The 16,382-nt window shown below is 29.1% G+C and carries 13 protein-coding genes and 1 other annotated feature; of the genes, 11 read left to right on the top strand and 2 right to left on the bottom strand.

Going from position 1 to position 16,382, the window contains the following annotated elements; translation table 11 throughout:
* The first annotated feature begins 175 nt into the window (after positions 1-175).
* The 8 genes from JJC01_14335 (at position 176) to JJC01_14300 (ending at position 11,473) form a co-directional block, all read left to right on the top strand.
* Positions 176-3,019 carry a cell wall-binding repeat-containing protein gene (locus JJC01_14335; protein UDN57343.1) on the top strand — a complete coding sequence of 948 codons (2,844 nt, stop codon included), beginning with the start codon at positions 176-178 and terminating at the stop codon, positions 3,017-3,019.
* 142 nt (positions 3,020-3,161) lie between these two features.
* Positions 3,162-4,241, top strand: a complete 1,080-nt coding sequence (gene mnmA / locus JJC01_14330) for a tRNA 2-thiouridine(34) synthase MnmA (GenBank protein ID UDN57342.1) — start codon at positions 3,162-3,164, stop codon at positions 4,239-4,241.
* Positions 4,242-4,382: 141 nt separating this feature from the next.
* Positions 4,383-4,627: a binding site (T-box leader), on the top strand.
* 67 nt (positions 4,628-4,694) lie between these two features.
* Positions 4,695-7,334, top strand: a complete 2,640-nt coding sequence (gene alaS / locus JJC01_14325) for an alanine--tRNA ligase (GenBank protein ID UDN57341.1) — start codon at positions 4,695-4,697, stop codon at positions 7,332-7,334.
* Between the two features lie 24 nt (positions 7,335-7,358).
* Positions 7,359-7,616, top strand: a complete 258-nt coding sequence (locus tag JJC01_14320) for an IreB family regulatory phosphoprotein (GenBank protein ID UDN57340.1) — start codon at positions 7,359-7,361, stop codon at positions 7,614-7,616.
* 9 nt (positions 7,617-7,625) lie between these two features.
* Positions 7,626-9,797 (top strand): hypothetical protein, encoded by a 2,172-nt coding sequence (locus JJC01_14315; GenBank protein ID UDN57339.1) that lies wholly within the window; start codon positions 7,626-7,628, stop codon positions 9,795-9,797.
* Between the two features lie 151 nt (positions 9,798-9,948).
* Positions 9,949-10,374: a Holliday junction resolvase RuvX gene (ruvX, locus tag JJC01_14310; protein UDN57338.1), complete on the top strand. Its 426-nt coding sequence runs from the start codon at positions 9,949-9,951 to the stop codon at positions 10,372-10,374.
* Between the two features lie 77 nt (positions 10,375-10,451).
* Entirely contained in the window at positions 10,452-10,739 is a 288-nt protein-coding gene (locus tag JJC01_14305) for a DUF1292 domain-containing protein (GenBank protein ID UDN57337.1), read from the top strand.
* A gap of 275 nt (positions 10,740-11,014) precedes the next feature.
* Positions 11,015-11,473 carry a transcriptional repressor gene (locus JJC01_14300; protein ID UDN57336.1) on the top strand — a complete coding sequence of 153 codons (459 nt, stop codon included), beginning with the start codon at positions 11,015-11,017 and terminating at the stop codon, positions 11,471-11,473.
* A gap of 120 nt (positions 11,474-11,593) precedes the next feature.
* Here the strand turns inward: JJC01_14300 and JJC01_14295 are convergent, their stop codons facing one another.
* Complete coding sequence (locus JJC01_14295) at positions 11,594-12,331, bottom strand: metal-dependent hydrolase (protein ID UDN57335.1); 738 nt, start codon at positions 12,329-12,331, stop codon at positions 11,594-11,596.
* Between the two features lie 216 nt (positions 12,332-12,547).
* Here JJC01_14295 and JJC01_14290 point away from each other — a divergent pair, with 216 nt between their 5' ends.
* The 3 genes from JJC01_14290 (at position 12,548) to JJC01_14280 (ending at position 15,843) form a co-directional block, all read left to right on the top strand.
* Positions 12,548-14,224, top strand: a complete 1,677-nt coding sequence (locus tag JJC01_14290; GenBank protein ID UDN60187.1) for a ribonuclease J — start codon at positions 12,548-12,550, stop codon at positions 14,222-14,224.
* A 201-nt stretch (positions 14,225-14,425) separates the two neighbouring features.
* Positions 14,426-14,626: a spore protein gene (locus JJC01_14285; protein ID UDN57334.1), complete on the top strand. Its 201-nt coding sequence runs from the start codon at positions 14,426-14,428 to the stop codon at positions 14,624-14,626.
* 53 nt (positions 14,627-14,679) lie between these two features.
* Positions 14,680-15,843, top strand: coding sequence for a D-alanyl-D-alanine carboxypeptidase (locus tag JJC01_14280; GenBank protein UDN57333.1), 1,164 nt, complete (start codon positions 14,680-14,682; stop codon positions 15,841-15,843).
* 114 nt (positions 15,844-15,957) lie between these two features.
* Here JJC01_14280 and JJC01_14275 read toward each other — a convergent pair whose 3' ends face one another.
* Positions 15,958-16,380 carry a DUF2000 domain-containing protein gene (locus tag JJC01_14275; protein UDN57332.1) on the bottom strand — a complete coding sequence of 141 codons (423 nt, stop codon included), beginning with the start codon at positions 16,378-16,380 and terminating at the stop codon, positions 15,958-15,960.
* Between the last annotated feature and the right edge of the window lie 2 nt (positions 16,381-16,382).

Raw genomic sequence — 16,382 nt, 5'->3', positions numbered from 1 at the left:
TAAAAAAATATACACATCCATAATATTTAAACATTAAAAAATATAAAAAATCTCAGCAAATCAATCGTTTACGAGGATTTCATATAAAAATATATTTTCAGAAATTTTTACTTAAAAATGCTATTTTCTTTAAAAAGGCACATTTCAACTAAATACAATATTAGGGGGAACAGTTATGAAAATACCAAAGAGGATAGCAGCAATACTTACTATATCATTAGTAGCTAGTAGTGCGACAGCAGGCATATCAAGTGCTCAAACAAACAGTGATACACTTAAAGGTTCAGGTAGATGGGAAACTGCCATACAAATAAGTAAAAAAGGATGGGATACATCTAAAAATGTGATATTAGTTAATGATAATACTATAGTAGACGCATTGACTGCAACTCCTTTTGCTGGTTCTAAGAATGCACCAATTCTTTTGACACAAAACAATAAATTAGATGATAGAGCTAAAGCAGAAATAATAAGGTTAAAAGCAGAAAAAGTATATTTAATAGGCGGGACAAAAACTTTAGGTTCAGAGGTAGAGACACAATTAAAATCATTAAAAATTGATACAGAAAGAATCTCAGGAAATGATAGATATCAAACTTCTTTAGAAATAGCTAAAAAATTAGATGAGTCTCTTGGAAGAAAAACAAGTAGTAATATTTCAGAGATAGTTGTAGTTAATGGAGAAAAAGGTCTTGCTGACGCAGTAAGTGTAGGAGCTGCGGCTGCTCAAAATAAAATGCCAATAATTCTTTCTAGTCCAGAAGATGGAATAAAACAATCAAATCAATTTATAAAAGATAAAGGTATAAAAACATCTTATGTAATAGGAGGAGTGCAGTCGATTTCAGAAGCTACAAAAAGCACTTTACCTAGTCCTAAAAGATTATCAGGAAAAGATAGAAATGAAACTAATGCGGCTGTTATAAGTGGATTATATGGTTCAAAAGAGTTGAAAAATGCATATATAACAAAAGATGGTATGAATAAACAAGGAGATCTTATAGATTCATTAGCAGTAGGTTCATTGGCAGCAAAAAATAATTCACCAGTAGTTTTAGTTGGAAATAAATTAAATAAAGAACAAGAAAAAGTATTAAATACTAAAAGCTTAAAAACAGTTACACAGGTTGGTGGTTCAGGCAATGAGAATGCTTTTTCTGAGATAAAAAAATCACAATCTACAACAACATATGAAGTTAAAAATATAGAAGAGTTAAAAATAGCTTTAGATAAAGCTGATGCAAATGATATTATAAATATTAAGCCATCAGGAACTATGTCAAATGATTTATCATTGAGTACTAATAATTCAATTTCTGTAAATTTAAATGGTACATATACAGGTACGATAGTAGTAACTGCTCCAAATGCAGATATAGTAAATAAAGGTACAATAAATAAAGTTTTGGTTAAGGATAGTAAAGGTGGAACAATAATAAATGAAAGTGGAGCAAAAATAGAAAAAGTAGAAATACAAAATAATTCTAGCAATGTTGTAGTTAAAAACAACGGAAAAATAACAAACATAAAAAATGATGCTACAGGAACAAATATAAAAAATGAAGGAACAATAACTGACAAAGTAGAAGGTTCTCAGACTCCAAGTGTAGATGGCACTAAACCAGGTGGAAGTTCATCTGGAGGCTCTTCATCAAGTGGAGGAAGTTCAAGTGGTGGTTCATCTGTAAAAGATAAATTGATAACATCAATAACAGCACTTGATAATTCAATAAAAGTACAAAATGTAGAAAATGGAACAGAATTAAGTAAGTTAAACTTACCAAAAGAGTTATCAGCAACTGTGTCTGGAGTGGCTAATACAAAAGTAGGTGTAACTTGGAAAAGTACACCAGAATATGCTAGCCAAGTAGCAGGAAAGTATATATTTAGTGCAAGTCTATCAAGTGGATATAAGCTATCAGAAGGAGTATCACTTCCAACTATTACAGTAACGGTAGCTGAACCTGCTAAAGTGGAGACAATAAAGATTACTGATACTGATACATTAGAAGAAGCACTTGCTTTACAAGAAGATGGTCAAGTGTGGGAAATAAGTGGACAAATAGATGTTAAAAAGCCAGTTGTTATAGATAAAAAAATAGTTATAAATGGTATTAATAATGCTGAATTGAAAAAAGCTGTAGAATTTACTGATACTAAACCAGGGTACGAAAATATAGTAACAATAGACAGAAAAGATGGTGTAAAAATAAACAATCTAAAAGTAACAGGTTTAGATTCAGACAAATTAAATAAATCAGGAATGCATGTTTATTTATCACAAAATGTTGAATTAAACAATGTAACTTTAAATAATAATAAAGGGGCAGGTTTAATAGTAAATGGTTCATCAGTAATAGCTTCAAATCTTGTAACAAGTGGAAACGGATGGTATGGAGTTAATGTAGAATATGTAAAAGATGATGGAATTGTAAATGAAACTAATGCAAGTCTAGATTTAATAGGTGATTGTAAGATAAGTGAATATACTCCAATAAAAACTGATAACTATGATAAAGATAAAGTGATTGTTAATGGATATGGAGATTGTATATTATTACAAGATTCAAAAACTGCTACTTGGGGTAAAGCTTCTATAACTATAAATGAAAATAATGATATAGCTAATATAACGGAAGAGAATAAAATAGATGAGGATGAAAATGGCAGTATACCTAAGTTTGAAAGTGTAGATGGTAGAACTCCTGTAAAGATTACACTAAATAAAGGCAAAAATGATTATAATAATGTAAGAGTTCAAATAAGACCAGAAGAAGGTTCAGCAGAGTTAGGTGGAATACAACTAATTGCTAAGGATAGCAATGGAAACTGGTTTAACATAGTAAAAACAGGATGGGGACCAATGGAAGGTTTTCCATTACAAGGTGCAACAACAGAAGTTTATCTAGTTGGAAATAAAGAAGGTACTTATAAGGTGAAAATAGAACTAGTTGATGTTAGTAATTCTAAGAATATAATAACAGAAACAACAGCGTCAGTAGTGGTAGTTAATAAATAAAAAATTACCCTTAAATCTTTTAAAATTACCTAATAATATTATTTTTTTTAGAAAATAGAGCAAGCTATATTTTAAATAAATACAATGCTTGCTCTATATGGTATAATAATAAGTAATGCAAAAGATGAGGTGAAATTTGTTTATGAATAAAAAAGTAATGATAGGTATGAGTGGAGGAGTAGATAGTTCTGTAGCTGCATATCTTTTAAAACAGCAAGGATACGACGTCATTGGTGTTACTATGAAATTATGGCAAGACGATGACGAAGTTGAAAATGAAGGTGGTTGTTGCTCTTTATCAGCAGTTGAAGATGCTAGAAGAGTAGCAAATAAAATAGGAATACCATTTTATGTTCTTAATTTTAGAGAAGTATTTAAAGAAAAAGTAATAGATTATTTTATAGATGAATACTTAGAAGGAAAAACTCCTAATCCTTGTATAGCTTGTAATAAACATATAAAATTTGACGATTTTTATAAAAGAGCTAGACAAATAGGATGTGATTATGTGGCTACAGGTCACTATGCAAAAATAGAAAAAGATGAAGATACAGGAAGATATTTATTAAAAAAATCTGTTACAGATAAAAAAGACCAGACTTATGCACTTTATAATCTTACACAAGAACAATTAAAACATACACTACTACCAATAGGTGATTATGAAAAGGATAGAGTAAGAGAAATTGCTAAAGAAATGGGAATGGCAGTCCATAATAAACCCGATAGTCAAGAAATTTGTTTTGTTAAAGATAATGACTATGCAAATTATGTAAAAAAACATTCTGAAAAGCGTATTGAAGAAGGTTTTTTTGTAGATACTAAAGGAAATGTACTTGGAAAACATAAAGGGATACTATACTATACAATAGGACAAAGAAAAGGTCTTGGAATTACTTTTGGCAAACCAATGTTTGTAGTAGATATAAATCCAATAAATAATACTATTGTCCTTGGAGACAACGAAGAATTATTTAAAAAAGAACTTATTGCAAAAGATGTTAACTTTATATCAATAGACAAACTAGAAGAGCCATTAAGAGTTCAAGCAAAAATAAGATACTCTGCAAAACCATCACCAGCTACTATTTATAATGTTGGAGAAAATACTATTAAAATAGTATTTGATGAAGCTCAAAGAGCTATTACAAAAGGTCAATCTGTTGTAATGTACGATGGAGATATTGTAGTAGGCGGAGGAATAATAGAGAAAAGTTTATAAAAATATCCAAGAAACTTATAAAATAAGTAATATAGTCTATAAATCTAAAACAAAGTTTATAAAATAAATTTATTGTATATGAAAATATAGTATTGATTAATTTTGTAAAATTTAGTAATATAATTATTATATTAATTAAAAACAAATACAGTGATAAGGAATAGTAAAGTATTTGATGTCTTACAGAGAGAGGGAACATGCTGAAAGCCCTTAGAATAAAATATTTGAAGCAGCCTTTTAGTAGCAATTTTGAACAATGTACTTTGAATTAACAAGGTAGATTTAAGTAGAGATTGACGGTAGTTACGTTATAGCTAAGGTTTTCCGAAGATATCATAATTTTTTATGATAATTAGGGTGGTACCGCGATTGTCCTCGCCCCTATAAATTTATTTATAGGGACGAGGTTTTTTATTTAAACGAAAAAATATAATTTATTAGGAGGAACATAATATGGAAAAGATGGGACTAAACGAGATAAGAAGTAAGTTTTTAGAATTTTTTGAGTCAAAAGGTCACTATGTAGCAGATAGCTATTCTTTAGTACCAAACAATGACAAGAGTTTATTGCTTATAAACTCAGGTATGGCACCTTTAAAAAATTATTTTTCAGGTGTAGAAGTACCTCCAAGTTTAAGAATGTGTACATCTCAAAAATGTATAAGAACTGGAGATATAGAAAATGTAGGTATAACTGCAAGACATGCCACTTTTTTTGAAATGATGGGTAACTTCTCATTTGGAGATTACTTTAAAAGAGAATCAATTAAATGGGGATGGGAATTTGTCACAGAATGGCTAAGTATCCCAGAAGATAAAATATGGGTAACTGTATATGAAGAAGATGACGATTCTTATGATATATGGGCAAAAGAAATGAATTTCCCAGAAGAAAGAATGGTTAGACTTGGTAAAGATGATAACTTCTGGGAGATAGGTACAGGTCCTTGTGGTCCTTGTTCAGAAATATATTTTGATAGAGGAGAAGAATATGGATGTGATAATCCAGACTGTAAACCAGGCTGTGATTGTGACAGATACCTAGAATTCTGGAACCATGTATTTACTCAGTTTGATAGAGATGAAGAAGGAAACTACAGTCTATTAGAAAGTAAAAATATAGATACAGGTATGGGCCTTGAAAGAATGGGATGTATCATGCAAGGTGTGGACACTATCTTTGAAGTAGATACTATTAAGTCTATATTGGAAGCAGTTGAAAAGTTAACAGGAGTAAAATATGGAGTAAATCCAAAAAATGATATATCAATAAGAATAATAACTGACCATATAAGAGCTGTGACATTCTTAGTTAGTGATGGAGTACTTCCATCAAATGAGGGAAGAGGCTATGTTCTTAGAAGACTTCTTAGACGTGCTGCTCGTCATGGTAAACTATTAGGTGTAAAAGAATTATTCTTACAAAAACTGATAGATGAAGTTATAAAGGTAAATGATAAAGCATATCCAGTTTTAGTTGAAAAAGAAAGTTATATTAAAAAAGTTGTTGGAATAGAAGAAGAAAAATTCAATGAAACTATAGACCAAGGAACAGAAATATTGAACTCATATATAGAAGCATTAAAGAATGAAGGAAAAACTGTTTTAAGTGGTCAAGAAGCCTTTAAACTGTATGATACTTATGGATTCCCTATAGACTTAACTAAAGAAATTTTGGAAGAAGAACATTTATCTGTAGATGAAGAGTCTTTCAATGAAGAAATGGAAAAACAAAAAGAAAGAGCTAGAAATGCTAGAGGAAATATGGATGGAGAAAGTTGGAAGGAAGACCCTCTATCAAAATTAGAGTCTACTATAGATAGTATGTTTAATGGATCTAGTGAATTATATGGTGAAGGAATTATTGAAGCTATAGTTAAAGAGGATGAATTAGTTCAAAATGCAAAAGAAGGTGATAAAGTATCTATAGTACTAGACAATACTACTTTCTATCCTGAAGGTGGAGGACAAGTTGGTGATTGTGGATTAATAACTAACGAAAATTTAGTAGTGGAAGTATTAAATACTAAAAAAGGTGCTAATAATAGTATAAAACATATAGGTATAATAAAATCAGGAAAAATAAGTAATGGAGATAAAGTAAAGACATTAGTAGATAGAGATGTTAGAATGTCTGCTGCAAGAAACCATAGTGCTACACATTTACTTCATAAAGCACTAAAAGAAGTATTAGGAGAGCATGTTAATCAAGCTGGTTCTTTAGTTACTCCAGATAGATTAAGATTTGATATTACTCACTTTGAAGCTATATCAAATGAAGAATTAAAAGTTATAGAAGAAAAAGTAAATAATGTTATTTTATCATCTTTAGACATAAAATGTGATATTATGAATATAAAAGAGGCAAAAGAAAAAGGAGCTACAGCACTATTTGGTGAAAAATATGGTGATGAAGTAAGAGTAGTTTCTATGGGAGATTATTCTACAGAACTTTGTGGAGGAACTCACTTGACAAATACTTCTCAGATAGGAATGTTTAAAATATTGTCTGAAGGTGGAGTAGCAGCAGGAGTAAGAAGAATAGAAGCAATAACAGGAAAAGCTGTTTATGAATACTTAAAAGAAAAAGAAGGAATTATATCTGAAGTTTGTGTAAATTTAAAATCTAAAGAAGATAATTTAATTCAAAGAATAAGTTCTTTATTAGAAGAAAATAAAAATTTATCTAAAGAATTACATGATATAAAGACTAAAATGAGTTTACAATCAGCTGATTCTATTTTTGATTCTAAGCTTGAAGTAAATGGAGTTAACTTAATAACTAATAAATTTGAAGGTATGGATATGGATACACTAAGAGAAACAGCAGATAATTTAAGAGATAAGCTTGGCTCTGGTGTAGTAGTATTGGCAAATGTAGTAGATGATAAAGTTAACTTTGTAGTTACTGCTACTAAAGATGTGTTAGATAAAGGAATACATTCAGGGAATATAGTTAGAGAAGTTGCAAAAATAGCTGGAGGAAAAGGTGGAGGAAGACCTAATATGGCACAAGCAGGAGCTAGTGACATATCTAAGGTTGACCAAGCTCTAAGCTATGCAAGTGAGGTTATTAAGACACAAGTTAAATAACATTCACTTAAGGAGGTTTTTAGTTTGGAAAAAGATTTAGACTACACTATGAAATTTGAAGGAATACCAGAAGATAGAATGAGTGTGGGAGATACGATAGATTTTGTATATAAAGCACTAGTTGAAAAAGGATATAACCCTATAAATCAAATTATAGGGTATCTCCTTTCTGGCGATTCTAGTTATATAACTAGTCATAAAAATGCAAGAGCTATAATTAAAAAATTTGAAAGAGATGAGATACTTGAAGAAGTAATCACGCACTATCTGAATAGAAAGTAGGTCAAATAAATGAGAAAAAAGATTATGTCATTGTTGGCAGTAGTTATTATGATTTTTGTATCAACTGCTAGCTACAGTTCTGCTGAAGAAAAGGGCAAAGTCATATTTATTGATATGAATAGGACCAATCTTGGAAGTATGTTGAAGGTTCCAATCTTAAAGAGTGAGCTAGAAAAGAGAGGTCATATAGCTCTTATGAATATAAGAGGGGATCAAGGTACTGATGATAGAAGGTCTTATGCTAGTATGGGTGCAGGAGTAAGAGCTGATGTAACTACTGAAGACTATATCAATTTTCAAAAAGTAGACCAAGATACTGCTAAAACTTTTGAAGTTGCAACAGGTCAAAAAGCTAAAGAGATAAATAATTTAAGTATTAATAGGTCAATAAATGAAAATCTAGAGTATGGAGAATATGGAGCAACCTTAGGTTCATTGGGAAAAACTTTATCAGAAAATGGACTAAAAACATCCGTAATTGGAAATGCTGATATAATTGAAAATAACCAATTGGTTAAAAATAGAAATTTATGTTTAGTTGCTATGGATCAATATGGAAGAATTGATTCTGGGAATATTGATGATATTAACAAAAAAGATTCTAAGATGCCGTTTGGAATAGTTACAGACTACGATAAGTTATTAGATGAAACTAAAAAGTCTTATAAAAATAGTGATGCTATATTTATAGAACTTGGAGATACATATAGATTAGATATGTATAGATTGAGTTTAAATGATAATACTTATGCTGCAATGAAGAAAAATATTGTAAAAAATATAGATAAATACCTTAAAGAAGTATTTTCTATGGTTGGAGAAAATGATACTGTTTATGTATCAAGTGCTTTTCCAAGTGATTTAGATTATAAAAATAAGAGAAGACTTTCTCCAATAATAAAATTTAGTGGAGAAGGAAAGGGTCTATTGGAATCTGCTACAACAAGAAAAGCTGGTATTGTTGCAAACTTAGATGTTGGAGTGGACATATTAAATGAGTTTGGTCTTAAAAATGATGAAATGGTGGGTAGAAGTTATACTTTGGTTGACAAAGAAGATAATGCTAGTTACCTAAAATCACTTTATAAAAAGATAGTATCTATATCATCTATAAGGTCAAGTATCATAAATGGATTTGTAGGTGTAATATCTGCCTCTTGGGTGATTGCAATGTTTGCAATATTCTTTAGAAATTACATGCCACATAAAGAGCGTGTATTCAAAGTACTTAAGGAGTTTATAAAATTGGGTATAATAATGCCTCTGTCATTTATGTTGGCTCCTTTGATGAATTTTAAGACCCCAATTACAATATCTTTGGGAATATTTGTAACTACACTAGTGTTATACTTATTAGGTCGAAAGTTATTTAAAGACAATGATATAAAACATATGGGATTTTTTGCAACACTGACTATTTTAATAATAGTCATAGATTCTGTATTTGGAACATACTTAATGCAAAATAATATAATGAGTTATGATGCTGTTATTGGTGCCAGATACTATGGTGTAGGAAATGAGTATGAAGGTGTAACCATAGCAAGTGCAGTATTTGGTTTAGCAGTTTTATTACATTACAAGAAGGTTTCTAAGCCACTTGTTGTAATATTTTCATTAATAATACTTATAACTAGCGCATATCCTTCTATGGGGGCAAATGTTGGTGGAGCAATATCAGAATGTGTAGCATATTTGTTGTTTATAATGCTTATATATGATGCTAAACTAGATATTAAAAAAGTTGCACTATTAGCTATTTCAGCTGTGGTTGTTGTTTGTGCATTTGCAGCTCTAGATATAATCTCAGGTAGTGAATCTCACTTAGGAATGTTTGTACAAAGAATTTTCTTAAATGGACCAGGAGAGATATTGCAGACATTTGGAAGAAAAATTCAAATGAATATGCAATTAGCACAGACAAGTGTATGGGTAAATATTTTACTTGTGGGAATTGCTGTGATTGCAGTACTTATATTTAAACCATCTAGACACTTTAGAAAGATAATGAATAATTTTCCAATTTTGTTTAAAGGATTCATTGCATCTATGGTTGGTTGTATAATTACTCTTTTAGTTAATGACTCTGGTATAGTTGCTGCATCTACAGCATCTATATATATACTTATACCACTTATAATAATAAGCATAAACATGATAATATTTGAAAAAAATAACTAAAAATTTTTTAATGTATATATGCTTTGAATAAAAAGTTGCAATATGATTATTAATGTAAACCAAACAGCTTACATCAAAAATTCATATTGCAATTTTTGTAATTAATGAAATGTATATGTTTTATAAAATAAGGTAAATAAAAGGAGAAAATATGTTAGATGGAAGAATAATGGGTCTTGATGTTGGAGATAAAACTATTGGAGTTGCTGTAAGTGATTTAATGGGATTAACTGCACAAGGGATAAAAACGGTAAGAAGAGTTGGCAAGAAGAAGGATATTGAAGAATTAAAAGCTATAATAAAAGAAAAACAAGTAAATAAAATTGTGTCAGGATTACCAAAAAATATGAATGGTACTTTAGGACCACAAGGAGAAAAGGTAATTAAGTTTTGTGAATTATTAAAAGAAGAAACAGGAATTGATGTAGAGTTTTGGGATGAGAGACTTTCTACAGTAGCGGCAGAGAGATCTTTGTTAGAAGCGGATGTTAGTAGACAAAAAAGAAAAAAGGTTATAGATATGTTGGCAGCAGTAATAATTTTACAAGGATATTTAGATTTTAAAATAAATTCATAAAAGAACTATAAAATTGAATACTTATGATATATAATATAAATAATAAAAATAAAAATAAATTTGAGGTGAATGACATTATGGAAGAAAATATAATAAATTTAATTGATGAAAATGGTGTAGAAAGCCAATTTGAAATAATATTAACATTAGAAGCAGAAGGAAAAGAATATGCAATATTAATGCCTTTAGATGATGAAGAGGCTGAAGAAGCTTTAATATTTAGAATTGATGAAGATGAAGAAGGAGAAATACTAATACCTTTAGAAAGTGATGAAGAGTATGAAACTGTTGTAGCTGTATATACTGCTATAATGGAAGAAGAAGGTTTAAATTACGACGAAGATGAATCAAATGGACTTAACTAGGTAAATAATTAAGTTTGTATATAAAAAATCAGGTATTTTACTGTATTTACTTTAATTAAGAATTATTAATTGTAAAAAGTATTTATAGTATATATCTGTTTTTTTGTTTTTTATTAAAAAATTTATAGATTTTGGTGAATAATATATCTTTTATGGGTATATATTTATATTATGAGAAGAAATTAAATTTTTTCAAATGTCTTGACAAAAAAAGAATTATCAATTACAATATTATTTAATAAAGATTATCAATTGAAAATAGTAAGGGTGATGTTATGGCAAACACAATGGATTTATTAAAAGACAAGTTAAAAGAAACTGGTTTTAAGATTACGCCACAAAGAAGAGCAATAGTTGAGATATTGCTTCAACATGACCATTCACATTTAAGTAGTGAAGAAATCTATGATTTAGTTAGGGTTGACTGTCCTGAAATAGGTCTAGCTACTGTATACAGAACAATGCAGTTATTAGACGAAATAGGATTAATATCAAAACTAAACTTAGATGATGGGTGTATAAGATATGAGATTAGTCTACATAAAGAAGACTGTCATAATCATCATCATCTTATTTGTAAAAATTGTGGAAAGATAATGGAAGCTAAAGAAGACCTTTTAGACAATATAGAAAAAGAAATACAATCATTGTACAAATTTAAAATACTTGATCATGATGTTAAATTTTATGGATTATGTGATGAGTGCAATAAAATAAGTGATTCAGAAGAATAATTCTTCTGTAATTTAATGTTGATGGAAGAATAGTATAGAACTTTTATATTCTATGCTATTCTTCCATTTTTTATTATAAATTTAAATATATAGTATAAATATAAATAGCTTTAAAGCTTTTTATAATTTTAATATTGAAAATATAATTAATCCTATAAGTATGAAAATAAATGATTTTTCTATAAAATTACTAAATGGTCCTCCAACTGTTAAAAATCCTAAGGAAATCTTTTTTTCACTTAGTGGATAAAAAAGTGGTATTCCTTGTTTTGTAAATAAATCCCCTAAAAACATATGGCTTGCATAGCCAAGTGTTCCATAAAAAGATAAATTATTAATACTAGTGATTAATTCTATTTGTTTTAGTAAAAAATATATTATGATGGTTGCAAATATACTATGAGAAAAGCTTCTGTGCTTTAGCCAGGGAAAAATTGACAACATTAGACAAAAAATTATAAAATATATTTCAACTTCTACGATGTATAAGCATATAGCTAATAGTATAAATATTAATGATAGAAAGATTTTTCTCAGAAATGTATGGGTTAGTTTTGCCTCAATAATTATAATTGCAACAAATGTAATTATTGCACTTAAATAAAAATTATCATTTATATTTATTGAAATAAAGAAAATAATAATATTAATAGCGTATATAAAAATTCTATATATGTATTTGGATATATTGTTTTTTAGAATGAAATTTGAGACCATAGAATTAGATTTATCCAAATCGGGCAGTACTGCAAAAGTAGCTGAAACTAAAATATCTACTAGAGATATAGGAATTGTAAAAATTAAAGATGTCTGGATAGCTGTTAAAATTCCTATTGCACAATGAGTTTTACCACGCATAAATCCTCCTAAAATATCAGATATTAAATCATATAATATTTAGAGGATATCAAAATAAAATAGGTTTGTCAAAATAATACGTTAAATGTATTTTAAATATAGCTTAAAATATGATACGAATTATGGTACAATAAGAATAACTGGTAGCGAGTGCGTGATTTGATATTATTTAAGATTGTAGAACGTGTTAAAAAATTAAATAGACAGAAGGAGATGATGCAATTGTTCAAAAAGAACACCAACAAGATAAAGGTAATGGCTTTAGGTGGACTTAACGAAGTTGGAAAAAATATGACTGTTGTTGAGTATAAAGATGAAATAATTGTTATAGATGCTGGACTTAGTTTTCCAGAAGATGAAATGTTAGGAGTAGATATAGTTATACCAGACATAACTTATTTAGTCAAAAACAGGGATAAAATAAAGGGTATATTTATTACACATGGACATGAAGACCATATAGGAGCTCTTCCATATATACTAAAAAAGATAAATGTTCCTGTATATGGAGCGAGGCTTAGTATAGGTCTTATACAAGTAAAATTGAAAGAACATAAGATGAATAATGTTAAGTTAAATGTCATAACTCCAAGACAAGTTATAAAGCTTGATAATATGGAAGTAGAGTTTTTGAAAAATAACCATAGTATACCAGATGCTTACTCTATTGCAGTACACACAGACCAAGGGATAATATACCATACAGGAGACTTTAAGATTGACTTAACTCCAATTGATGGTGATGTTATGGATATGCATAGAATCTGTGAGTTGAGCAAAAAAGGAGTTCTTTTAATGTTGGCAGATAGTACTAATGCAGAAAAACCAGGATTTACTATGTCTGAAAAAACTGTTGGAGTAGGTCTTGATGAGTTATTTGCAAAGGGAAATGGTAGAAGAATTATAGTTGCTACGTTTGCATCTAACATACACAGATTACAACAAATAATAAATACAGCTGAAAAGTTTAATAGGAAGGTTGCTATATCAGGTCGTTCAATGGTAAATGTAGTTGGAGTTGCCAAGGAATTAGGATATTTAGATATTTCTGACGATATGCTGATAGATTTAAATGATATATACAAGCATGAAGATGGCGAGTTAGTGATAATAACGACTGGTTCACAAGGTGAGCCTATGTCAGCTCTTGCTAGAATGGCTTTTTCAGAACACAAAAAAGTAGAAATAAAGAGTGGCGATTTAGTTATAATATCTGCTCATCCAATACCAGGAAATGAAAAATTAATATCAAGAGTAATAAACTTCTTATTTGAAAAAGGAGCAGAAGTAGTATATAGTGATATAGCGGATATACACGTTTCTGGACATGCCTGTCAAGAAGAATTAAAGCTTATACATGCATTAGTTAGACCAAAGTTTTTTATGCCAGCTCATGGTGAATATAGAATGTTAAAAAGACATGCTGAAATAGCTGAACAACTTGGAATGGACAAGGAAAATATTTTTGTCATGCAAACAGGAGATGTTTTAGAGTTAGATAAAAACTCTGCTAAAGTAGCAAATCGTATACAAACAGGAAATATACTAGTTGATGGATTAGGTGTAGGAGATGTAGGTAATATAGTCTTAAGAGATAGAAAGCATTTATCAGAAGATGGTCTTATGATAGTTGTAGTAACTATTTCTAAAGATGAAGGCAAAGTTTTAGCAGGTCCAGATATAATATCTAGAGGCTTTGTGTATGTAAGAGAGTCTGAAGATTTAATGGATGGAGCAAAGGATATAATTAAAAACGTTCTAAACGAGTGTGAAGAGAAAAATATTAAAGAATGGGCTTATTTAAAGAATAACATTAAAGAAAACCTAAAAGAGTATTTATATCAAAAAACTAAGCGAAATCCAATGATACTTCCTATAATAATGGAAGTATAGGATATAAAGTTTATAAAATTGAAAAGTAGACCTCTTGTAATTTTTAAAATGATATCAAAAGATTAAATTGATATCATTTTAAGAATTACAAGAGGTCTTTTTAATATTGAAAAATTCAGATATTACATAAAATACCAATTATAACAATCTTTTATTAGTAAAAACTACTTATATATAAATTTTATTAATAGGAGGATATTTATGGATAATATTTCAAAACAAAATGCTAGAAAAGCTTTAAAACAAACTAAGATGGAAATAGCAGGAGAATATGGAATGAATTATGAAGATGCCTTTGAAATAATAGAAAATGCATCGAATAAAGGTGTTTTAGAAGGTTATTTTAAAAAGCTTGAAAAGAAAAAAAATTTGGGTCAAGGTATATCTAGGCATTTAGAATAAAAAAAGTTAATTGTGAGAAAATAAGTTTAAATAAACTTTAAGAGGTGACATCTATGAAAAAATTAGCTAGTACTGCTTTGGCTATATTACTTGCATTTACTCCTTTGAGTTTTTCTTTTGCAAATAGTAAGGACAATGCTGATGCCAACCAACTAAATATATCTTCAAAATCGGCAATTTTGATGGATGTTGGTAGTGGACAAATTTTATACGAAAAGGATGCTCATAAGAAGCTTCCTCCTGCCAGTGTAACAAAGGTAATGACAATGTTACTTATTGTAGAAGCTTTGGATTCAGGTGATATTAAACTTGATGATGAAGTACAAGTGAGTGAAACTGCATCTAGTATGGGTGGTAGTCAAATATTTTTAGAACCAGGAGAAACTCAAAAGGTTGATACTTTATTAAAAGGTATAGCTGTTGCTTCTGCAAATGATGCCTGTGTAGCTATGGCTGAACACTTGGCTGGAAGTGTTGAAGGGTTTGTTGATAGGATGAATTCTAAAGCAAAGGAGCTAAATATGAATGATACTCATTTTGCAAATACAAATGGACTTCCAGTAGCAAATCACTATACATCTGCTCATGATATAGCTTTAATGTCTAGAGAATTATTAAAACATGAAATGATAAGTAAATACTTAACTACATGGATGGATAAGGTTGTAGTAGGTAAAAAACAAGTTACAGTAGGTCTTGCAAATACTAATAAGCTTATAAAGCATTATCAAGGAGCTACTGGTGTTAAAACTGGATTTACTCAAGAAGCTAAATATTGTCTATCAGCATCAGCAAAAAGAGGTAATACTCATTTAGTTGCGGCGACTTTGGGTGCAGAAACTTCTCCTGAAAGATTTAATGATGCATCTAGTCTTTTAAATTATGGATTTGCAAATTATGAAAGCGTTAAGCTGTGTAGTAAGGGAGATAATATCGCTACACTTACATTAGATAAAGCTGATGAAAATAAAGTCAAATTAGTTGCTAAAGAAGACTTAAATGCTCTTATTAAAAAAGGAAGTTCTAAAAAGTTTGAAAAGAAAATAGAAATAGTAAAAAATCCTAAAATGCCAATTAAAAAAGGTACTGTTTTAGGAAAGATAAAGATATGTAAAGATAAAAAAGTAATAGGTGAAGTAGAATTAATAAATAATAAAGATATAAATAAGGCAAGTTACCTACAAATGCTTCAAAGAATAATTGATAATATGATATAATAACTTGCGATAAGATACAGCTATAATTCACATAAAAAATGCCCGTATAGAAGTACTATATGGGTATTTTTATTTAATATATTAAAGATTGTTATAAGCATATGCTTACAATGATTATCTAAGTAAAGGCATACTGCCTGTAAGTTTATTTACTTGCTTTTTATTTCCATATATTCCTATACCAAAATACTGTAGTTCATCTTCTTGGACAGTGGCAATTTTTTGTGTGAATTCCTCATAAATATTACAACCTTGTGCAACATCTGAAAAATCTACAACAGTTAATCCTTCAAATTCAGGAGTGTATAATTTTTTACGTAAATTCTTTATAATTTCTTTGTTTCCTTTTAAGATAGGAACAGGTATAGCAACAATTCCTAAATGATTATTACCTGTTTTGTCAACTACATCTGGACCTACTATTTCTGGAGTATATTTACCTAGTGTAACTCCCATTACTGCTGCTGTATTTGATATAATTCCCATTGGTAAATTTTCATCTATTACCATAACACATTTTACATTTTTATTTTCCATTT

It is taken from the genome of Clostridioides sp. ES-S-0010-02 (assembly GCA_020641055.1).
Lineage (GTDB): Bacteria > Bacillota > Clostridia > Peptostreptococcales > Peptostreptococcaceae > Clostridioides.
Note: the sequence above shows the minus strand (reverse complement) of the source record. Positions and strands in the feature narration are given on the sequence as shown.